The following is an 18,834-nucleotide window of genomic DNA, read 5'->3' as shown; positions in this document are numbered from 1 at the left end:
TGAGATGCCTTCTTCTCTCTCGTTGGGTCGGCTGTCCGAGCTGATCGGGATGATCTACGACGCCGCGATCGATCCCTCGCTTTGGCCTGTCGCGATCGACGAAATCCGCAAGGCGCTCGAATTCGACAACGCCACCTTCACCCTGCAGGCCTTGCCGTCGGGCGAGGTGCTGATCAATGTGACCAGCAACATTCCTCAGCACTATCTCGACCGGATGGCCGGCTATGGCGGGGAGGTTCTCGACCAATGGGGTGGGCTGGCGGCGTTGCGCGCTCTGCCGATGGATCAGCCGGCGGTATTGAGCCGCGTCAATCCGGACGCGGTGCGCTTCGACGTCACGACAAACCGCTACTCCCTGGAGTGGGCCAAACCGCAGGGTCTCGTCGACGTCATGGCGCTCGGGCTCGCATTCGACGAGCGCGGTCTGGGCTCGCTGGCGTTTGGCCGCCACGAAAGCGCGGGGCCGATCGGCGAGCGTGAGATCGAGGCCGCCCGATTCTTGATCCCCCATCTTCAGCGCGCGGCGACCGTCAACCGGCTGCTGGACATGGCGGCGATCGCCCGGTCGACCTTCGAGGCGGTGCTCGATACGCTGACGGCGCCGATCTTTCTCACCAGCGCCGACCTCCATGTCGTGCATGCCAACCCGGCGGCGCTCGAGCTTGTCGCCACGGGCGGCCTGCTGAGCGTCCGCAACGGCGTTCTCGTCGCCAATGTTTCAGCCGTATCCAGCGCGTTGGCCGTCGCCGTGGCCCAGGCGGCACGGGACGAGGGCGCGCTCGCCCGCAAGGGATTGGGTGTTCCGGTACGCTGGCAGGACGACTCGGCCGGGGCACTGCATGTGTTGCCGCTGCGCCCTGGGCGCGGCTCGTTCGATGCCAGCGTGGTCGCGGCGGTGTTCGTGGCGCGCGCCGATACGCCCTTCGTCGCGCCGACCGCGCTGGTGGCGGCGCTGTTCGGTTTGACGCCTGCCGAGGCACGTGTCTTCGAGCAGATCGCGGTCGGCCGCACGGTGGAGGAGACGTCCGAAGTCCTCAACATCGGCCGCAGCACGGTCAGGACGCATCTCCTGCGGCTGTTCGAGAAGACCGGCGTGCGACGACAGGCGGAGTTGGTTCAGCTCGCAGCGTCGCTTGCGGCACCTTTGGCCGCCAGCACTGGATAGAAGCCACCGGCGGACCCGTCATGGGCGCTTCCGCTTTCGCGCCGCGCGGGAGTGCTCCAGTTTGGGCTTGCCCGCTTCGGATCATGCGTTCATTTTGCCATGCAGCAAGAATTGTTGCTTTGCAGCAGAAGCAGGTGGTGATGCGGTCTCCTCTCTCCATGGAGCGGCTGTCCGAACTGATCGGGCTGATCTACGACGCCGCGATCGATCCCCCGCGCTGGTCCGTCGCAATCGAGGAGATGCGCATCGCGCTTGGCTTCGCGACCGCCGCCATCCGCCTGCAAGCGTTGCCGTCGGGCGAGGTGCTGGTCAACGTGACCAGCAACATTCCGCAGCCCTATGTCGATCAGATGAACAGCTACGGCGCTGAAGTCCTCGAGCTGTGGGGTGGCATGGCGGTGGTGGGCTCGCTGCCGATGGATCGGCCGGCGGTGTTGAGCCAGCTCAATCCCGACCTCGACACCACGACGAACCGCTATTTTGTGGAGTGCGGCAAACCGCAAGGCATGATCGATTCCCTGGCACTGCCGCTCGCGCGGGATGGGCGTGGTCTCGGCTCGCTGGCCTTCAGCCGCCATGTCGGTGCCGCTCCCATCAACGATCTGCAGATCGAGGCCGCCCAGCTGCTGATCCCGCATCTCCAGCGCGCCGCGACGATCAACCGGCTGCTGGACATGGCGGCGATCGCCAGGGCAACCTTCCAGACCGTGCTCGACACGCTGACGGCACCGATCTTTCTCACCACCGCCGATCTGCAGGTCGTGCATGCCAATCCGGCGGCACATGCGATTGTCGCCGGGGGCGAGCTGCTGAAAATTCGCAACGGCGTTCTCGTCGCCAATGTTTCGGCCGTATCCAGCGCGTTGGCCGTCGCGGTGGCCCAGGCGGCACGGGACGAGGGCGCGCTCGCCCGCAAGGGATTGGGTGTTCCGGTACGCTGGCAGGACGACTCGGCCGGGGCACTGCATGTGTTGCCGCTGCGCCCTGGGCGCGGCTCGTTCGATGCCAGCGTGGTCGCGGCGGTGTTCGTGGCGCGTGCCGATACGCCCTTCGTCGCGCCGACCGCGCTGGTGGCGGCGCTGTTCGGTTTGACGCCTGCCGAGGCACGTGTCTTCGAGCAGATCGCGGTCGGCCGCACGGTGGAGGAGACGTCCGAAGTCCTCAACATCGGCCGCAGCACGGTCAGGACGCATCTCCTGCGGCTGTTCGAGAAGACCGGCGTGCGACGACAGGCGGAGTTGGTTCAGCTCGCGGCGTCGCTTGCGGCACCTTTGGCTGGTCTGGCGTAGAAAAGAACTCAGGCGGCCCTGCCGCGAGAATTCATTTCAACCAGGCAGTCCGATCCGCAAACCAACTTGCTCGATCACGTTGGCAAGTGTTGTCTTTTTGATCTCAAGCGTAATTTTCGTCTTCGCGCGCGCAGCCGGGATGAACAATTCTTCCTCGCTGTATCTGCTCAGGAACTCCGCCACGGCCGACAATTCGGCACCCTTTACGCAGATATTAATAATGCTTCGCGACGGCCGCTTTGCGACTCGCTCAGATAAGATCTGCAGGGGCCCGCAAGTGCAGTCACAATATCCTTCGTCGTGGTGATAAATACAAATGCAATGATCGTATTGCGGACAAACTGTATTACATTCGCAATCGTCCTCAATTGTCATCGTATTCTCCAAAAGCTAGAGATGTATGGGTGCCCATAGGATCTGGGGCGGAGGTGGACGCAGACCACCACGAAAAGAATTTCGGGTCATCCACCGTTCGGTGGACAGTGACGGTCCCAGCCCGACGATTTCGCCCGCACCCGACGCCCGTGCTGCGATGTGAGGGTGGGCGCGCCATAGCCGCCACATCCGCCTCGGCGGCAAGCCGCCAGTGGCTTTTTTCCAACAAACGCCGCGCTGTTGGAAGGATTTAACTCTACAAGAACCATAGAATTAGCTGACTATGTACAGGCAATCCGGGTTTTCTCTTTTCAAGGAGCCTTTCATGTCCAGCATTTCACGCTGCATCATTCTGCTGTCTTCGGCGGCCCTTGCCGGCGCCGCCCTCCTCGGCCCGGCCATGGCCGATGACCTCAAGATCACCATCGGCTACCAGACGGTGGTCGAGCCCTCGAAAGTGCCGCAGGCCGACGGCGCCTATGAAAAGGCCACCAAGGCCAGCATCGACTGGCGCAAGTTCGATTCAGGCGCCGACGTCATCGCCGCCGTCGCCTCCGGCTCGATCGATATCGGCTATGTCGGCTCGAGCCCGCTGGCCGCCGCCGCCAGCCGCGAACTGCCGATCCAGACCATCTTCGTCGTTGGCCTGATTGGGCCGTCGGAAGCGCTCGTCGCCCGCAACGGCGCCGGCATCGAAAAGGTCGCCGACCTCGCCGGCAAGAAGGTCGCCGTGCCGTTCGTGTCGACGACGCATTACAGCCTGCTTGCCGCGCTCAAGCATGAGAATGTCGACCCGAAGTCCGTCGAAATCCTCAACCTCAGGCCGCCGGAAATCGCCGCCGCCTTCGCGCGCGGCGATATCGACGCCGCCTATGTCTGGGATCCGGCGCTCGGCCAGATCAAGACATCGGGCAAGATGGTGCTGGATTCCTCGCAGGTCGCCGCCTGGGGCGCGCCGACCTTCGACGCCTGGATCGTGCGCACCGACTTCGCTGAAAAGAACCCGGAAGCCGTGCGCGACTTCGTCAAGGTGACGGGATCTGCCTATACCGAATATCTCGCCAAGCCCGACGCCTGGTCGGTGTCGTCGCCGCAGGCCGCGGCGATCGCCAGGCTCACCGGCGCCAAGCTGGAAGAAGTGCCGGAGCTCCTGAAGGGTTATGTGTTCCCGACGCTTGAAGAGCAGGCCTCGGACAAATTCCTCGGCGGCGGCACGGTCAAGGCGGTCGCGGCCGCATCCGCCTTCCTCAAGGAGCAAGGCAAGGTCGACGCCGTGCTGCCGGACTACTCGAAATACGTGACTTCGAAATACGTCACCGAGGCGCTGGCCTCGAACTGACGGCTTAAACGCGCGGCTCACCTTCCCTGACGCCGTGTGTCGCCTGTCCCGGAGCCGCTGACGAGGCGCGGTTCCGGGGGCGGGCAAATCTTCCTCCAGATACGAGGACCCTATGCCGCATCTCGTGCTCGACAAGATTTCGATCCACTATGACGGCCAGCCGGCACCCGCCGTCGAGCGTGTGTCGATCACTGTCGCCAGGGACGATTTCGTCGTGCTTGTCGGCCGCTCCGGCTGCGGCAAGACCTCGCTGCTCAATGTCGCCGCCGGCCTGGTCGCCCCCGCGCGCGGCACGGCCTCGATCGGCGGCCGGCCGATCACCGGGCCCGGCTCGGACCGGGCCGTGGTGTTCCAGAACGATGCGCTGTTTCCGTGGCTCACGGCGCGCGAAAATGTCGCCTTCGCGCTCAGGCTGCGCGGGGTGAGGCCATCCGAACGGGCGCGGCGCGCCGACCGGTTGCTGGACCTCGTGAAGCTCGGCGACGCCGGCGACAAACGCATCTGGGAGCTGTCCGGCGGCATGCGCCAGCGTGTCGGCCTTGCCCGGGCGCTCGCCGCCGAACCGCAATTCCTGCTGCTCGACGAGCCGCTCGGCGCGCTCGACGCGCTGACGCGCGAGCGCATGCAGACGACGCTGCTCGATCTGTGGACGGCAAGCCATGCCGGCGTGCTGATGGTCACGCACGGCATCGAGGAGGCGCTGGTGCTCGCCACCCGCGTCGTCGTGCTGGCGCCCGGCCCCGGCCGCGTGGTGCGAACCTTCGAGCCGGGCTTCTCCCGGCGCTATGCCTCCGGCGAGCCGATTCGCGCCATCAAGGCCGATCCGGCCTTCGCGGCGGCGCGCGGCGAACTGACCGACGCGATCTTCGAGGGAGAGGCGGCATGACCGTGACGTCTTATACGGAGCGATCGAGTCGGAAGATCGACGAGGTCGATGGCCTGTCGGTGCCATGGTCGCCGCCCGCCCCGAAGCGCAAAGGCGTCTCGGCGCGCATGATCAGCGCGATCACCATTCTGGTGGTGCTGGCGGTATGGGCATTGTCGGCCCGCCTGCAACTCGTTTCGCCGGTCTTCCTGCCCTCGCCAGCCGCCGTGTGGAATAAATTCTTCGTTGTGGTTCGCGATGGCTTCGTCGACGCGACGCTGTTGCAGCACGCCGTCGCCAGCCTGGGCCGCGTGTTCGCGGCACTCGTCGCCGCCATCCTCGTCGGCGTGCCGGTGGGCCTCGCCATCGGCATCAGCACGGTGGGGCGCGGCATCTTCGATCCGCTGCTCGAATTCCTGCGACCGATCCCGCCGTTGGCCTATCTGCCGCTGGTCATCATCTGGTTCGGCATCGGCGAGCCGTCGAAAATCCTGGTGATCGCCATCGCCATGCTGGCGCCGGTGGCGCTGTCGACCGCATCGGGTGTCCGCGGTGTCTCGCAGGAGCGCATCAACGCCGCGCGCTCGCTCGGCGCGACGCGCGCGCAAGTGGTCCGCCATGTCATCCTGCCCAGCGCGCTGCCCTCGATCCTGACCGGACTGCGCATCGCGCTCGGCGCCGGCTGGTCGACACTGGTCGCGGCCGAACTGGTGGCGGCGACGCGCGGACTTGGCTTCATGATCCAGTCGGCGGCCCAATTCCTCGTCACCGACGTGGTTGTGATGGGCATATTGGTGATCGCGGCCATCGCCTTCGTGCTCGAATTCACCATCCGCCGGATCGAGCGCGTGCTCGTCCCGTGGGCGGGACGGGAATGATCGGAAAAGGAGAATGACGATGCCCCATTCCACCGCCGTGCTGTTCGCCCATGTCGGCTCCTGGCTGCTCGGCCTTGCCTCCGATGACAAGGCGGCAAAGGAGGACGCCCCGCGCTCGCCGGCGCCGGTCCGGTTCCGGGCTGGCCACGACCGCCTGCCGCCGCGCGACGAGAGTTTTTACTGGGCCTGGCAATACTGGTCGCAGTGAACGCGGCTCACCGCCTCAACGGTTCGCCCACCACAGTCCGATCAGGCCGGCCAGCATGGCGGCGAGGCCGATATAGAGCCATTGCGACTGGCCGGTCATGAAGCTGCCACCGACCACGCCGATGCCTTGCAGCGACCACAGCGCACCGACAGCCAGCACGATCAACGCCAGCACATTTTTGGTCAGTCTCATCGTCGCACCCTACTTTTGAAAGTCGATCAATTGCGGCGCCGTGGCCACGATGAAAGAGCCGAAGGAAATGGCCAGATCGTCCAGGATTCTATTTGAAGATCAACGCCGAATCTTGTCATAAAAATCCTTCGTGCCGATCAAAACTTGATCGAAAACTGGTCAATTCGCGCCAGAAAGTCCCTGACAGACTGTTACCCTGTGACTCCAAACGTGTGATCTCGCCACGGAACCGCCAGATCACTGCCGCATTTCCTGCCTTATTCTCGACCTAACGGCTGGGTCTGTCAAAAAACGGAGCCATCCCCCAAATATGAAGACCACGAAACAGACCGCGCTTGTCGCGGTAACGATCGCTGCTGGCCTGATGGTCGGTGCTTCCGCCACTTCGGCAACTGCCGCCGCCGGCCAGTGTGGCCGCGCCTCCTGGTACGCGCTGCACTCCAAGACCGCGTCCGGCGAGCGCATGAACCCCTCGGCGATGACCGCCGCCCACCGCACGCTGCCTTTCGGCACCAAGCTGCGGGTGACCAACAAGAACAACGGCCGCAGCGTCATCGTGCGCATCAACGATCGCGGCCCGTTCATCAAGGGCCGCGTGCTCGACCTCTCCAGGGGTGCCGCCAGCCAGCTCGGCTTTATCAGCTCCGGTCAGACCGCGATCTGCATGGCGCGCGTCTGACGGATCGGGTGTCCGGCATGAGGGGCCGGACACATATCCTTCACATTTCGGCGGTGCACATTGAGCCGGCTGCGCCTTTGAAGGCGGCTGCACCAAGGCTTCGGACGAAAGAAGCATTGGTCACGCCACGTGACGTATTGCATCGCAGCAATTAGTTGTTAACTTTCCCGCGAGACATTCAAGGCTCGGCGCTGCTCGTCGTCCCTTCGGTCGAGGCAGCAGCGGGGTTCTTGATGTTCTACCAGCTCTACGAAATGAACCACGCCGCCCTGCAGCCGGCGCGGCTCTATGCCGACGCGGTCCGGCTCTTCTATTCCAACCCGCTCAACCCGGTTTCGCACACGCCCTGGGGCCGTTCGATCGCGGCGGGCGCCGAACTCTTCGAGCGCACCACGCGCCGCTACGGCAAGCCGCAATTCGGCCTCGCCAAGACCGTGGTCGACTGGAAGAGCGTCGCGGTCAGCGAAAAGACCGTCTGGTCGAAGCCGTTCTGCAATCTCGTCCGCTTCGAGCGCGACGTTCCCGCTGGCCGCAAGGCCGATCCGAAGCTTTTGATCGTGGCGCCGATGTCGGGCCATTACGCGACGCTGCTGCGCGGCACGGTCGAGGCGATGCTGCCCTATGCCGATGTCCACATCACCGACTGGGTCGACGCGCGCATGGTGCCGCTGGCCGACGGCCAATTCGATCTCGACGACTATATCGACTACATCATCGACATGCTGCACACGCTGGGTCCCGACACCCATGTGATGGCGGTGTGCCAGCCTTCCGTGCCGGTGCTGGCGGCGGTGGCGCTGATGGAGACGAAGGGCGATCCCTTCGTCCCGTCGACGATGACCTTGATGGGCGGGCCGATCGACACCCGCCGCAACCCGACCGCGGTCAATCTTCTGGCCAAGGAAAAGGGCATCGACTGGTTCCGCGACAATGTCGTCATGCGCGCGCCCTGGCCGGTGCCGGGCTTCGGCCGCGAGGTCTATCCCGGCTTCCTGCAGCTTTCGGGGTTCATGAGCATGAACCTCGACCGCCACATCATCGCCCACAAGGACTTCTTCATGAACCTCGTGAAGCATGACGGCGACAATGCCGAGAAGCACCGCGACTTCTATGACGAATATCTGGCGGTGATGGATCTGACGGCCGAGTTCTACCTGCAGACGGTCGACACCGTCTTCGTGCGCCATGCGCTGCCCAAGGGCGAGATGACGCATCGCGGCACCAGGATCGACACGTCAGCCATCCGCAACGTCGCCCTGTTCACGGTCGAGGGCGAGAACGACGATATTTCGGGCCTTGGCCAGACCAAGGCGGCGCAGGATCTCTGCGTCAATATTGCCGCTGACCGGAAGGCGCATTACATGCAGCCGGCGGTCGGCCATTACGGCGTCTTCAACGGCTCGCGCTTCCGCTCCGAGATCGTGCCGCGCATCGTCGACTTCATCACCAGCTATGGCCGCCAGAACCGCGTCGCGGTGAAGCCGAAGCTGGTCCGCACCGCCAAGCGGTAGCAATTTTGAAACGGAACCGGGCCGGTGGCCCGATTCTGTTGCACAATAGACGCTGTTCTCCCCTGCGGGTAACCATGCTGCAAATCAGGCCGTCGTCGTAATTGACACGGAGTGTAAATCGCCCTTAACGTTTCGTTAACAACAGGGCGAGCGGGGACAATGAATTCCTCAACCATGCAAAGGCTGCGCGTATGCGTGGCAGCCGGGCTTGCGTTAACGGGGGGCTGGATGGCACCGGCCTGGGCGTCGGGCGCCATGGCGACCGGAGGCCTCACTTCGCAGCCGATCGGCCACTATGATTTCTGCAAGCAGCATCCGGGCGAATGCTCGATCCGTCCGGCCAACCTCGCGCCGGCGGCCCTCACCGACGGCTTGATGCGCAAGCTCGCCAACGTCACCGCCAGGGTCAATGCATCGGTCAAGCCGATGAGCGACATGGACATCTACGGCAAGGACGAGGTCTGGGCCTATCCCGACAGGGGCGTCGGCGACTGCGAGGATTATGTGCTGGAGAAGCGTCGCCAGCTGTCGCGCATGGGCGTGTCGCTCGCCGATCTCCTGATCACCGTGGTGCGCAAGCCCGACGGCGAAGGCCACGCGGTGCTGACGGTGCGCACCGATGGCGGCGACTACGTGCTCGACAATTTGACCGACAAGGTCAAGGCCTGGGACCAGACCGGCTACCGCTTCCTCAAGCGCCAGGCGATCGACAACACCGGCCGCTGGGTCTCGATCCGCGGTGGCCAGCAGGTTCTGGTGGGGTCGGTGCAGTAGCAGAGAGCGCTGCCCTTCGGATCGCGGCAGCTCTCGTGCGCACCACCCTGTCTTCACCTTATCCACAAAGGGCAGCGCCGCCCCTCATTGCCCTGCCGGGCATTTCTCCCCGTATAGTGACGGGGAGAAAGAGCCGTCATCGCCGATCTCGCCAATTGTTAGCGGTACAGGAAGGGTGGCGAGGTTGCCACAGCGACCTTCTCCCCGTTCTACGGGGAGAAGATGCCGGCAGGCAGATGAGGGGCGGCGCTGACATCGCCGATCGCGCGTCTCGCATACTCATTCCGAAAATTTTCCACTCCTCCATGAACCATTTCCGTTCGCCCGGCGACACACAGCCGTGAACCGAACAAACCCAAACCATGGAGACCTCGAATGACTGCTTTTCTGCGCAACACCCTTCTCGCCGCCGCTGCCGTCTCGGCCCTGACCGGATCGGCTCTGGCCGGCCAGACCATTCCAAGCTGTTCCAACACCAACCTGAACGACCTGTGGGCCGGCCGCTGTTGCGGCGAGGCCGGCGCGTCGGACTGTCTGGGCGGTGGCAATGGCGGGCACGACCATGGCGACCATGGCCGTGGCGGCAATGGCGGCAGCACGGCCGGCAAGAACTGATCTCACCACGGCTGCCCGCTGGCTGGTCGCCGGCGGGCACCGTTTTGCGCTCGGGGCGCGGTTGTCATGAAACTCGGCTACTTTAACCGGCCCAATGCCGCCCGGATCGATGCGGTGATGCGGCGCAGCTCCGCCTCGTCGAGTTTCTCGATGGTCTCGGCCAGGAGATTGGCAAGCTCGGTGGCGGCGGGCGACAGACCCGACGTGTCGAGTTTCACGCGCGGATGCGACGTTTCGGCCAGCCGCGCCAGCTCCTCGGCATCGTCCCAGATGATGTTGAAATAGCCGATGATCTTCTGGATCAGCGTCCAGGTCGGCGCGCCGCGCCGGCCATGCTCGAGCGCCGAGAGATAGGCGGCGCTGACGCCGATCGCCGCCGCCATGTCCTTCTGGCTGACGCCGCGCTCGGCCCGCAGCGCCCGCAACCTCTCGCCGAACGGCGTCATGCGCCCGGCCTCATGCCCTGATCCGCCGCAGCCTGATATAGAGCGCGCCCGAGCCGCCATGGTTACGGGCGGCATGGTCGTGGCTGGAGACCAGCGGCCGGAACGCCGGCGTCGACAGCCAGGCCGGCACGGCGCGCCGCAGCACACCGTCGCCGCCCGAGGACGACCCCTTGCCGGTGATGACCAGCACATAGCGGACGCCGCCGGCATGCGCCCGATGCAGGAACGAGAACAGCAGCGAATAGGCCTCGTCCTGCGTCATGCCATGCAGGTCGACGCGGCCCTCGATCGGCAGCCGGCCTTTTTGCAGCTTGTCCAGCGTCGGCTCGTCCAGCCGCTGCGTGACATGCTGCACCTTGGGCTTTGCCGCGCCGGGCGCGTTGGCGGCGGGCTGGGCTGGCTGTGCCGGAGTCGGCCTGGCATCGGCAGCCATGTCTGGAATGTCGACAGCGGAGCGGCCCTTCAGCGGTTTGGCGGTGCGCGCCACCAGGTTCCACAGCACCCGGTCGTCCTCGCTGAGCCTGTCCGGGCGCTTGCTCATTTCGCGCCCTCGGCCAACGTGCGCGGCACCAGCGCGTAGAAATCGGCGGCGTTGCGCACCACGCCGGCGATCTCGCCGGCGGCGTCGCCCGAGCCGGCGAACAGGTCGCCGCGCGCCGGTCCGGTGATGGCCGAGCCGGTGTCCTGCGCGATCATCAGCCGCCGGAACGGTGTTTCGTCGAAGGCGGTGAGCGTCGGCGCGTCGATGTGAAAGGGCGTGCCGAATGTGTGCAGCAGCCGGTCGACCGCCATCGAGCGGCCCGGCGTCAGCGGCACCTTGGCGGCCGCGATCGGCCCCAGCGCGGCGTCTTCCACGGCGGCCTCGCGAAAGAAGATGTAGGAGGGGTTCTGCCACAGGATCTCGTCGACGCGGTCGGGATGCGCCTTGAACCAGGCGCGGATCGACTGCATCGTCACCTGCGCCAGCGGGATTTCGCTCAGCTCGCTCAGAATTTTGCCGGGGCCGGTAAAGCGCTGGCCCGACTTGGCGGCGTAGGTGACGCGGCAGAGCCGGCCGTCGGTCATGGCGAGCCGCGCCGCGCCCTGCACATGGATGAAGAAGGCATCGACCTTGTCGGCCAGCCAGGCGATCTCCAATCCCTGGCCGGCGAGCGCCCCGCGCTCGATGGCGCCACGGTCGAAATATTCGGCAAGTCCATCCGGCGTCCGGCGCGCGAATGCCAGATAGGAATCCATCCCGGCGGGCCGGTTGGCGTCATCCACGTCAATGAGATCGGCCGGCCGCGACAGCAACGGCACGGCAAAATGCTGCGTCCGCACCGGCGAGGCCTCGACTACAGGCTCGTAGAAACCGGTGACCAGCCCGACGCCGGTCTCCGGCCGCACCAGCATCGGGACAAAAAAGCGCTCGAAGAAGGCGCGGGCCTCGGACGAACTGGTAGCGGGCGCTTCGCGCGCTTGCGCATAGGCCCCGGCGAAGGCGCCGAAATCGACGCCCAGCGCACCGCTGCGATAGGGTTTTACCAACACCTGGAAGGCGGAGCGGGCAAAGGCGGCGAAGGCCGGCAGATGGTCGTCGTCGCCCCAGCCGGGCAGGTCGCCAAAGGACCTTTCAACAAGGAGAGGCGACAGCGACACCGGAGCCCCCGCCTATTCCGGACTCAGTCTTCTTCTTCGGTGGCGACGAGCTTCCAGTTCGGGTCGCGCGAGCGCGTGTCGCGGGCGAAGGTCCAGACATCCTTGACCTCGGCCACCGTCTCGGGGTCGCCGTCGATGACCGTGCCGGCCTGGTCGCGCGTCGCCGAAATCAGCTCGCTGATGATGCGCAGCGTCACATGCGCCTCGCCGCCCTTCATCTCGGCCGATACGATATCGGCCTTGTCGATGCCGACGAAGGAGGACTGGATCTTTTCCGACTTGGCCTCGCGCTCGCCGATCGCGGCGACGAAGCCGTCATAGACCTCGCGCGACAACAGGTTCTTCAGCGTTTTGCGGTCGCCGTCGGCATAGGCCATGACGATCATCTCATAGGCCATCTTGGCGCCGTCGACGAAGCCCTTGGGGTCGAAGGACGGGTCGTTGTCCTTGATCGCGCGCAGGCCCTTGTTGAGATCTGTGTCGGGCTTGGCGAAGGCGTCGATCGCCGTATAGGCGTCGGCCGGCGCCGGCTCGCCGGGGGCCCGCTTGCGCGGCAGCGAAACAACGTTCTCGGGCTTCTGCGTGGCGTCCTTGTCGGTGCGCGCGGCCGTATAGGGGTCGAAGGGCGGCCGTTCGCTACCGGTCCGACGGCCCAGCACATTGCGCAGCTGGAAGAAGATCACCACCGCCGCGATCAGGAAGAAAATCGTGCCGAAGTCGAAGAAGCCCATATTTTCCGCCAATCAATCCCTGCCTCTAGGCCGGACCATCCAGCCGACAGGCTGCGGTCGCATAGCGTTCACCATTCAAAGCATATAGAACGCAAGGCGCAATCATTCAAATCAAAGGCAGGCATACCTATCTAACAGCCTCCGTGCCAGCGGCGATTGGTCGCCAACCGGCAAAAACATTCGATCGAGAAGGCAAGACTTGCGCATTTCCTTCCTTCCCCTCCTCATCCTCGCACTTCCGCTGCTGGAAATCGCCGGTTTCGTCGTCGTCGGCCGCCAAGTCGGCGCCTTGGCCACGGTTGGCCTGGTGCTGGCCTCGAGCATCGCCGGTGTGCTTTTGCTGCGCCACCAGGGTTTCGGCGTCATGACCCGCATCCGCGCCGAGATGGATGCCGGCCATGATCCCAGCCGCCAGCTCGCCCATGGCGCCATGATCGTGGTCGCGGCGATCCTTCTGATCATCCCCGGCTTCATCACCGACATTATCGGCCTGCTCCTGTTCCTGCCGCCGGTGCGCGATTTCGCCTGGCAGAGGCTGAAGGGCCGCATCGTGGTCGCCACCAATTTCTCCACCGGCGGCTTCCGCCGCCAGCGCGACAAGGTCATCGACCTCGAGGACGGCGACTATTCGCGCGAGGACGATCTCAAGCGCGGCCCCGACCACAATTCGCCGTGGCGGCGCCTGAAGGACGACTGAGGGGGGTGTGCCGCCCCGTTCCCGACGTCGGCGCTGCCCCTCATTGTCCTGCCGGACATTTCTCCCCGTATAGGGACGGGGAGAAAGGGCAGAATGCGCCGCTGGCGCCGTGCAGCGTTGGCGATTGGCGAAACCATTGATGACAGCACCCCTCTCCCCGTCCCTATACGGGGAGAGGATGCCGGCAGGCAGGTGAGGGGCAGCACTGCCCTCGACAATTGACTTCTCGAACGCACAAGCAGCCTCAAGCAGATGCCCTCGCCACCACAAGGCGGCAAACCTTGTCTTGTCATGTCGGCCATGCTAGCCAACGCCCGATTTCAATTCGGTCAGCAAAGCTGCCCAGGGGAAAAGGAAACGGCTCATGGCCAGCAATGATGACGCGCCGGTCGGCGCCAACGGCAACGGAAACGGCAACGCGACGGCGCAGCCCTCGCTCAACGTGCTCGCCCAGTATGTGAAGGACCTGTCCTTCGAAAGCCCCGGCGCGCCGAACTCGCTGCGCGGCCGCGACAAGGCCCCCGGCATTGCCATCAACGTCAATGTCAACGCCAATCCGCTCTCCGACAAGCAGTTCGACGTCAATCTGACGCTGAACGCCAAGGCCTCCTTCGACCAGGAAGTGCTGTTCAACGTCGAGCTGGTCTATGGCGGCGTCTTCGCCATTTCGGGCTTCCCGCAGGAGCACATGCTGCCGATCCTGTTCATCGAATGCCCGCGCCTTCTGTTCCCCTTCGCCCGCCAGATCATCGCCGAGGCGACGCGCAATGGCGGCTTCCCGCCGCTGATGCTCGACCCGATCGACTTCGCGCAGATGTTCCAGCAGAAGATCGCCGAGGATCAGGCTGCCTCGAAGGTCCAGGTGAGCTGAGCTCGGCCTGAACGGATTTCGTCGAAGAACCCGGCCTCGCGCTGGGTTTTTTGTTGGGTTGATTGACCGATCGAGCGCAGGTCGACCCCCACTCCGTCGAGCTTCGCTCGACACCTCTCCCCCGATCGACGGGGAAGAGGAAAGGCGCGAGCCTTGCCCGGCCTGGCTCCCTTCCTCTCCCTCCGGAGGGGGGAGAGGTGGCGCTGCGAAGCAGCGACGGAGTGGGGGAACCACCTGGCAACCGTCGCTAACGATATTGAACGCGCACCGAGGCGCAGAAAGCTATCTGCACAGCGCCAAGGGTCGACCCCCACTCCGTCGAGCTTCGCTCGACACCTTGCCGGGGCGAGCCACTGGTCTCGTCCGTCCTTCGGACCCCCCGATCGACGGGGGAGAGGAAAGGCGCTACCTCCCCTGCGGAACACCGCATAACTCCTGCGGATTCCCGAACACTCCGCTCCGTCCCCTCGCCCTATCATTCCCTCTCAGGCAACGACGCCCCGGCGGTCGCGACCGCCCGCGTTGGCGATTTCGCCGGGGCGAGCCTGTTTTCGTGCATTCCCCTGCGCAGTCCGGCCGGCATGCACCAACAAAAGAGGGAACGACGATGAGATTCATGCTGACCGACAGGAAACTGCACCGGCGCGCCAGACCCGTCGCCGAGGATTTCAAGAAGGGCGGCATCAGCCGCCGCGAATATCTGGCGCTGATGGCCGGACTCGGCGTCAGCGCCGCCGGCGCCTTTGCCCTGGGCGGCCTGACCGCGACCCCGGCCCGCGCCGCCGAGCCCAAGAAGGGCGGAACCTTGCGCGTCGCCATGAACGTCAAGGGTTTCAAGGACCCGCGCACCTTCGACGGCGTCGAAATGTCCAACGTGGCGCGCCATTGCAACGAATATCTGGTGCGCTGGAACGCCGATTTCTCCTTCGAGCCGTGGCTCCTGGAAAAATGGGAGATGAGCGACGACGCCAGGACGCTGACGCTGCACGTGCGCAAGGGCATTTCGTGGTCGAATGGCGACGCGTTCAACGCCGACGATGTCGTCCACAACCTCACCCGCTGGTGCGAGGCCGGGGTCGCCGGCAATTCGGTCGCCGCGCGTATGGGCGCGCTGGTCGATGCCGACACCAAGAAGGCGGTCGATGGCGGCATCGAGAAGGTCGACGACTACACGATCAAGCTCAACCTGCCGAAACCCGACATTTCGCTGATCGCCGGCATGGCCGACTATCCCGCGCTGATCATGCACCGCTCCTACGACGGCAACGGCGACCCCATGAAGGCGCTCGCCATCACCACCGGCCCTTGCGCGCTGGTCAAATGGGACGCCGAGACGGGTGCGGAGGTGAAGCGAAAGGACAAGCCCTGGTGGAAGGGCGAGTTCTACCTGGATGGTATCAGGTGGATCGACTACGGCTCCGACCCCAACGCCATGTTGTCGGCCTTCGAATCCGGCGAGATCGACACCGACCATGAAACCGCCTCCGATGCCGTCTCGCAGACCGACAAGATGGGGCTGAAAAATTCCGAGATCGCCACCGGCTCCACCATCGTCGCCCGCTTCAATGTCGCCAACGCGCCCTATGACGACGTCAAGCTGCGCCGCGCCGCGCAGCTCGCCGTCGACAATTCCGCCGTGCTGGCGCTCGGCCTCGATGGCCGCGGCAAACCCGCCGACAACCACCATGTCGGCCCCATGCATCCTGAGTTTGCCGATATCGGCCCGGCCAAGCGCGATGTCGAGCAGGCCAGGAAGCTGCTCGCCGAATCCGGCAAGGCGGACCATGAATATGAGCTGATTTCGGTCGACATCGAATGGCAGAAGAACACGGCCGATGCCATCGCCGCGCAGATCCGCGAGGCCGGCCTGAAAATCAAGCGCACCGTGCTGCCCGCCGCCACCTTCTGGAACGACTGGAGCAAGTTTCCCTATTCCTGCACCGAATGGCTGGGCCGCCCGCTCGGCGTCCAGGTGCTGGCGCTGGCCTACAAGTCGGGCGCCGCCTGGAACGAAAGCGCCTACGCCTCGAAGGAATTCGACGCGCTGCTCGACAAGGCGCTCGCCATGCCCGACCCCAAGGCCCGCAAGGCGATCATGGCCGACATAGAGCGGAATTTGCGCGACTCAGGCATCATCATCCAACCCTACTGGCGCTCGGTCTACCGGACATATCGCAAAGGCATCGAAGGCTGCGAACAGCACCAGGCGCTGGAGCAGCATTTCGAGAAGGTCTGGATTGAAAGTTGAGGTTTGGCGCGGCGCGTTCTTCCTTCTCCCCCTGTGGGAGAAGGTGGATTGCCGCGAAGCGGCAAGACGGATGAGGGGTGCGTGACGGATCGCTGCCTTGCAGAACTAAGCGCTGTAAGCGCCCGATCCTTTCCACCGCCTCACTCCGCTGGAACACCCCTCATCCGTCTCGGCGCTGCGCGCCGATCCACCTTCTCCCACAAGGGGAGAAGGGAAGCAGCGTCGCGCCCGCGCCTCACCTTCACCGTCAGCGCCGCCCCCACTGTCCTGCCGGACATCTCTCCCCGTAAACGGGGCGAGAGGGGCTGGCCGCAAACCCGGCGCCCTTCCTGCAACGTCTGCGATTGGCGAAAGCGGCGATGCCAGCCCCTTCGCCCCGTTTACGGGGGTGAGGAATGATCCGCATAGCGGACCAAAAGCCAATCGCTTGGCTTTTCGAATGATGAACGCCCGAAGCGATAGCGAAGGGCCGGGATGCCGGCAGGCAGATGAGGGGCAGCGCCAACGCTCGCCTTCCTGTCGCGGATTTAGACGGACGTTGACGTGGGGACCAGTTACCGCGCCGGCCGCAAAAGCGTCCAGATCCACCCGGCAAAAGTCAGCACCAGGAAGGGATAGCCGGCCGCCGGCAGCGGCGCCGAGGTCGGCAGCAGCGGCGCCCCCCACAGCACCATGCAAGCCGAGACCAGGAACAGCACGGCGGCAATGAACCCGGTGACCCGCATCCACAGCGCAAAAATGTTCGGCGCGCTGACCATGACCAGCGCCGCCGCCCAAAGCGAAATGCCGCCGACATAGGAAGGCACGCTGGCCTCAAGCCCCGCCGCATTGCCGGCCATCAGCAGCGTCTCGCCGGCGAGGAAAGTCAGGAAGCCCGCGGCGACGCAGTCATTGCCGAGGCGCTGATATTTCATGGTCAGCAGCGCGGTGGCGACCACGAGTGCCGCGCCGTCGATCGTCCAGAGGGTTTCACGCAGAGGCGCGCTGGCGACGAAGGTGCCGGCCAGGCCGAAGATGCCACCGATGGCGAGGCCGAGAGAGGCGACGGTGTCTGAAGTGGTGGCGCGCATGCGATGTCTCACCAAGCCGATGGAGGAGGATACTTCGGGACGCGGTGATCTCCAAGCCGTCGTCAGCTGACCCCACCAATCGAAGCATAATGTCGAGAGGTCGCCGTCTGCAGGCGATGGGAGTGATAGCCGAGGCTAATGCCAGTGAGTGTGCCGCGCCATCAACCAACTCAGGATTGCTGACGATTTGTACCAACCCGTCCCGCTGCGTCGCTGAAGAGGCGCTGTCTGATCACGGCACTTAAAGGCCCGCAGCGATCGATAAAGTTAGCTTCAGCTAATACTTTATTTCAACGCTCTTACCAGAGCCATTCTGAAGTTCACGGGCCAGAATCACTGACGACAGTGGCAGCAACTTTTGATACTCAGTATCGCCTGCCAGTATAGCACCGGTTGCGTCCGACTTGCCAAGCTGCTTGCTCTCTATGGGAAATCTGTTCAAAGCTTTGCCGCTGGCATCATACAATGTAAAGCTGGCGTTCCGTATTATCGCTTTGGCAGTGCCAGCCTCTGGTTCTTCCTGAGAGCCACCACCCGCGCTCCAATGCAAGACTAGCTTCTTGCAGTTTGCTATGCTGCTAGGCCCGCCCCCTTTCCCAACTAACACTCTTATGTCGCGAAAACTCGCGTCATTGACCATGGACGTTAGGTCAGTCGCGAGTAGCCCGCCTGTTTCCCTTTCTGCCGCCAATTTTACCTTGTCCGAGACGTCTGACTTGCCATCTGTAAGTGAAAAATAATGCGCCGATTGCCGGGCAATCGAGTCAAAGTATTCATTGATTAGGGCTTTATCGTTAACTTGAAATGTAAATTTTTGGTCAGCTTGCGACGGGCACCCTTCCTCCCCATTGCCAACGAATGACACAGTTGCTTGTCCGGCTAAATAGCTAGGCAATATATCGCCATGCAATGAAGCAACCAAATCACTAGTTTGGGTCTTTGTATTCAATACCTGAGTAAGAGCTTCTCGGAGGCCCCTAACGGGAACGATTGATCGAAATGCTCGATTTCCCTCATCCCATACTGTAACTCCAAGATGCGACGTCGATAACAGGTTTACGATGTCGCCAGGCCGCAAACCTGTGTCTGCGACGCAGCCCAATTTAGAGCACTCGTTGAAAGCTAAGTTACCTAAAAGCTTCGCCCCTAAGTCAATCGATATACCCTTCTGCAGGTTTGCTCCCAACGGCGCTAGAACTCGCAGGCGCATAGATGGGTCATTTTGGTTAGAAACGAATATGAT

21 protein-coding genes are annotated in these 18,834 nt (G+C 64.0%); 13 read left to right on the top strand and 8 right to left on the bottom strand.

The features are described 5' to 3' along the window. The first annotated feature begins 4 nt into the window (after positions 1 to 4). A complete protein-coding gene (locus FJ948_RS09530) occupies positions 5 to 1,165 on the top strand; it encodes a LuxR C-terminal-related transcriptional regulator (protein WP_140703607.1) in 1,161 nt (386 codons plus the stop codon). 119 nt (positions 1,166 to 1,284) lie between these two features. Beyond that, positions 1,285 to 2,454: a helix-turn-helix transcriptional regulator gene (locus FJ948_RS09525; protein WP_181173610.1), complete on the top strand. Its 1,170-nt coding sequence runs from the start codon at positions 1,285 to 1,287 to the stop codon at positions 2,452 to 2,454. 36 nt (positions 2,455 to 2,490) lie between these two features. On the opposite strand, the gene FJ948_RS09520 is transcribed toward FJ948_RS09525, so the two are convergent. After that, the gene (locus FJ948_RS09520) at positions 2,491 to 2,829 is read right to left on the bottom strand and encodes a hypothetical protein (RefSeq protein ID WP_140703604.1); all 339 of its coding nucleotides are present in this window, start codon (positions 2,827 to 2,829) and stop codon (positions 2,491 to 2,493) included. A 325-nt stretch (positions 2,830 to 3,154) separates the two neighbouring features. Between FJ948_RS09520 and tauA the strand changes: the two genes are divergently transcribed. The 4 genes from tauA (at position 3,155) to FJ948_RS09500 (ending at position 6,119) form a co-directional block, all read left to right on the top strand. Next, positions 3,155 to 4,168, top strand: coding sequence for a taurine ABC transporter substrate-binding protein (gene tauA / locus FJ948_RS09515; protein WP_140703603.1), 1,014 nt, complete (start codon positions 3,155 to 3,157; stop codon positions 4,166 to 4,168). Positions 4,169 to 4,280: 112 nt separating this feature from the next. Next, complete coding sequence (locus FJ948_RS09510; protein ID WP_140703601.1) at positions 4,281 to 5,054, top strand: taurine ABC transporter ATP-binding protein; 774 nt, start codon at positions 4,281 to 4,283, stop codon at positions 5,052 to 5,054. After that, a complete protein-coding gene (locus tag FJ948_RS09505) occupies positions 5,051 to 5,911 on the top strand; it encodes an ABC transporter permease subunit (RefSeq protein ID WP_140703600.1) in 861 nt (286 codons plus the stop codon). The genes FJ948_RS09510 and FJ948_RS09505 overlap by 4 nt, the downstream gene beginning before the upstream one ends. Before the next feature lie 19 nt (positions 5,912 to 5,930). Further along, the gene (locus FJ948_RS09500) at positions 5,931 to 6,119 is read left to right on the top strand and encodes a hypothetical protein (protein ID WP_140703598.1); all 189 of its coding nucleotides are present in this window, start codon (positions 5,931 to 5,933) and stop codon (positions 6,117 to 6,119) included. 15 nt (positions 6,120 to 6,134) lie between these two features. On the opposite strand, the gene FJ948_RS30245 is transcribed toward FJ948_RS09500, so the two are convergent. After that, positions 6,135 to 6,311: a hypothetical protein gene (locus FJ948_RS30245; protein WP_181173609.1), complete on the bottom strand. Its 177-nt coding sequence runs from the start codon at positions 6,309 to 6,311 to the stop codon at positions 6,135 to 6,137. 310 nt (positions 6,312 to 6,621) lie between these two features. Between FJ948_RS30245 and FJ948_RS09490 the strand changes: the two genes are divergently transcribed. The 4 genes from FJ948_RS09490 (at position 6,622) to FJ948_RS09470 (ending at position 9,890) form a co-directional block, all read left to right on the top strand. After that, positions 6,622 to 6,990, top strand: a complete 369-nt coding sequence (locus tag FJ948_RS09490) for a septal ring lytic transglycosylase RlpA family protein (protein WP_140703597.1) — start codon at positions 6,622 to 6,624, stop codon at positions 6,988 to 6,990. 233 nt (positions 6,991 to 7,223) lie between these two features. Further along, a complete protein-coding gene (locus tag FJ948_RS09485; RefSeq protein WP_140703595.1) occupies positions 7,224 to 8,501 on the top strand; it encodes a polyhydroxyalkanoate depolymerase in 1,278 nt (425 codons plus the stop codon). Between the two features lie 159 nt (positions 8,502 to 8,660). Then, positions 8,661 to 9,275, top strand: coding sequence for a transglutaminase-like cysteine peptidase (locus FJ948_RS09480; RefSeq protein ID WP_140703593.1), 615 nt, complete (start codon positions 8,661 to 8,663; stop codon positions 9,273 to 9,275). A 375-nt stretch (positions 9,276 to 9,650) separates the two neighbouring features. Further along, positions 9,651 to 9,890 carry a hypothetical protein gene (locus FJ948_RS09470; protein ID WP_140703591.1) on the top strand — a complete coding sequence of 80 codons (240 nt, stop codon included), beginning with the start codon at positions 9,651 to 9,653 and terminating at the stop codon, positions 9,888 to 9,890. Positions 9,891 to 9,967: 77 nt separating this feature from the next. On the opposite strand, the gene FJ948_RS09465 is transcribed toward FJ948_RS09470, so the two are convergent. From FJ948_RS09465 to FJ948_RS09450, 4 genes are read right to left on the bottom strand one after another with little or no spacing between them, the layout of a single operon-like run. Continuing rightward, entirely contained in the window at positions 9,968 to 10,336 is a 369-nt protein-coding gene (locus FJ948_RS09465; protein ID WP_140703589.1) for a helix-turn-helix transcriptional regulator, read from the bottom strand. A 10-nt stretch (positions 10,337 to 10,346) separates the two neighbouring features. After that, on the bottom strand, positions 10,347 to 10,877 hold the full coding sequence (locus tag FJ948_RS09460) for a Smr/MutS family protein (RefSeq protein ID WP_140703588.1): 531 nt from the start codon (positions 10,875 to 10,877) through the stop codon (positions 10,347 to 10,349). Then, positions 10,874 to 11,974 (bottom strand): murein transglycosylase A, encoded by a 1,101-nt coding sequence (locus tag FJ948_RS09455; RefSeq protein ID WP_140703586.1) that lies wholly within the window; start codon positions 11,972 to 11,974, stop codon positions 10,874 to 10,876. Before FJ948_RS09455 ends, FJ948_RS09460 begins: the two co-directional genes overlap by 4 nt. A gap of 23 nt (positions 11,975 to 11,997) precedes the next feature. Further along, positions 11,998 to 12,705 (bottom strand): Tim44/TimA family putative adaptor protein, encoded by a 708-nt coding sequence (locus FJ948_RS09450; protein ID WP_015314736.1) that lies wholly within the window; start codon positions 12,703 to 12,705, stop codon positions 11,998 to 12,000. 199 nt (positions 12,706 to 12,904) lie between these two features. On the opposite strand from FJ948_RS09450, the gene FJ948_RS09445 reads away from it, so the two are divergent. From FJ948_RS09445 to FJ948_RS09430, 3 genes are all read left to right on the top strand, one after another. Further along, on the top strand, positions 12,905 to 13,402 hold the full coding sequence (locus FJ948_RS09445; RefSeq protein ID WP_140703585.1) for an FxsA family protein: 498 nt from the start codon (positions 12,905 to 12,907) through the stop codon (positions 13,400 to 13,402). 364 nt (positions 13,403 to 13,766) lie between these two features. Continuing rightward, entirely contained in the window at positions 13,767 to 14,273 is a 507-nt protein-coding gene (gene secB / locus FJ948_RS09435; protein WP_140703583.1) for a protein-export chaperone SecB, read from the top strand. A 607-nt stretch (positions 14,274 to 14,880) separates the two neighbouring features. After that, positions 14,881 to 16,521 (top strand): ABC transporter substrate-binding protein, encoded by a 1,641-nt coding sequence (locus FJ948_RS09430; protein ID WP_140703581.1) that lies wholly within the window; start codon positions 14,881 to 14,883, stop codon positions 16,519 to 16,521. A 554-nt stretch (positions 16,522 to 17,075) separates the two neighbouring features. Here the strand turns inward: FJ948_RS09430 and FJ948_RS30240 are convergent. Then, a complete protein-coding gene (locus FJ948_RS30240; protein WP_181173608.1) occupies positions 17,076 to 17,591 on the bottom strand; it encodes a hypothetical protein in 516 nt (171 codons plus the stop codon). Positions 17,592 to 17,868: 277 nt separating this feature from the next. Then, entirely contained in the window at positions 17,869 to 18,540 is a 672-nt protein-coding gene (locus FJ948_RS30540; protein WP_246677485.1) for a hypothetical protein, read from the bottom strand. Positions 18,541 to 18,834: the final 294 nt, after the last annotated feature.

The sequence above is a fragment of the Mesorhizobium sp. B2-3-12 genome, assembly GCF_006442205.1.
Taxonomy (GTDB): domain Bacteria; phylum Pseudomonadota; class Alphaproteobacteria; order Rhizobiales; family Rhizobiaceae; genus Mesorhizobium.
The sequence above is the reverse complement of the archived record's forward strand: the minus strand, read 5'-3'. Positions and strand labels throughout refer to the sequence as shown.

Excerpts from the sequence above, each read along its gene's own strand:
- FJ948_RS09530 (WP_140703607.1), top strand. The coding sequence starts at position 5 with ATGCCTTCTTCTCTCTCGTTGGGTCGGCTGTCCGAGCTGATCGGGATG.
- FJ948_RS09520 (WP_140703604.1), bottom strand. The coding sequence starts at position 2,829 with ATGACAATTGAGGACGATTGCGAATGTAATACAGTTTGTCCGCAATAC.
- tauA (WP_140703603.1), top strand. The coding sequence starts at position 3,155 with ATGTCCAGCATTTCACGCTGCATCATTCTGCTGTCTTCGGCGGCCCTT.
- FJ948_RS09510 (WP_140703601.1), top strand. The coding sequence starts at position 4,281 with ATGCCGCATCTCGTGCTCGACAAGATTTCGATCCACTATGACGGCCAG.
- FJ948_RS09505 (WP_140703600.1), top strand. The coding sequence starts at position 5,051 with ATGACCGTGACGTCTTATACGGAGCGATCGAGTCGGAAGATCGACGAG.
- FJ948_RS09500 (WP_140703598.1), top strand. The coding sequence starts at position 5,931 with ATGCCCCATTCCACCGCCGTGCTGTTCGCCCATGTCGGCTCCTGGCTG.
- FJ948_RS30245 (WP_181173609.1), bottom strand. The coding sequence starts at position 6,311 with ATGAGACTGACCAAAAATGTGCTGGCGTTGATCGTGCTGGCTGTCGGT.
- FJ948_RS09490 (WP_140703597.1), top strand. The coding sequence starts at position 6,622 with ATGAAGACCACGAAACAGACCGCGCTTGTCGCGGTAACGATCGCTGCT.
- FJ948_RS09485 (WP_140703595.1), top strand. The coding sequence starts at position 7,224 with ATGTTCTACCAGCTCTACGAAATGAACCACGCCGCCCTGCAGCCGGCG.
- FJ948_RS09480 (WP_140703593.1), top strand. The coding sequence starts at position 8,661 with ATGAATTCCTCAACCATGCAAAGGCTGCGCGTATGCGTGGCAGCCGGG.
- FJ948_RS09470 (WP_140703591.1), top strand. The coding sequence starts at position 9,651 with ATGACTGCTTTTCTGCGCAACACCCTTCTCGCCGCCGCTGCCGTCTCG.
- FJ948_RS09465 (WP_140703589.1), bottom strand. The coding sequence starts at position 10,336 with ATGACGCCGTTCGGCGAGAGGTTGCGGGCGCTGCGGGCCGAGCGCGGC.
- FJ948_RS09460 (WP_140703588.1), bottom strand. The coding sequence starts at position 10,877 with ATGAGCAAGCGCCCGGACAGGCTCAGCGAGGACGACCGGGTGCTGTGG.
- FJ948_RS09450 (WP_015314736.1), bottom strand. The coding sequence starts at position 12,705 with ATGGGCTTCTTCGACTTCGGCACGATTTTCTTCCTGATCGCGGCGGTG.
- secB (WP_140703583.1), top strand. The coding sequence starts at position 13,767 with ATGGCCAGCAATGATGACGCGCCGGTCGGCGCCAACGGCAACGGAAAC.
- FJ948_RS09430 (WP_140703581.1), top strand. The coding sequence starts at position 14,881 with ATGAGATTCATGCTGACCGACAGGAAACTGCACCGGCGCGCCAGACCC.
- FJ948_RS30240 (WP_181173608.1), bottom strand. The coding sequence starts at position 17,591 with ATGCGCGCCACCACTTCAGACACCGTCGCCTCTCTCGGCCTCGCCATC.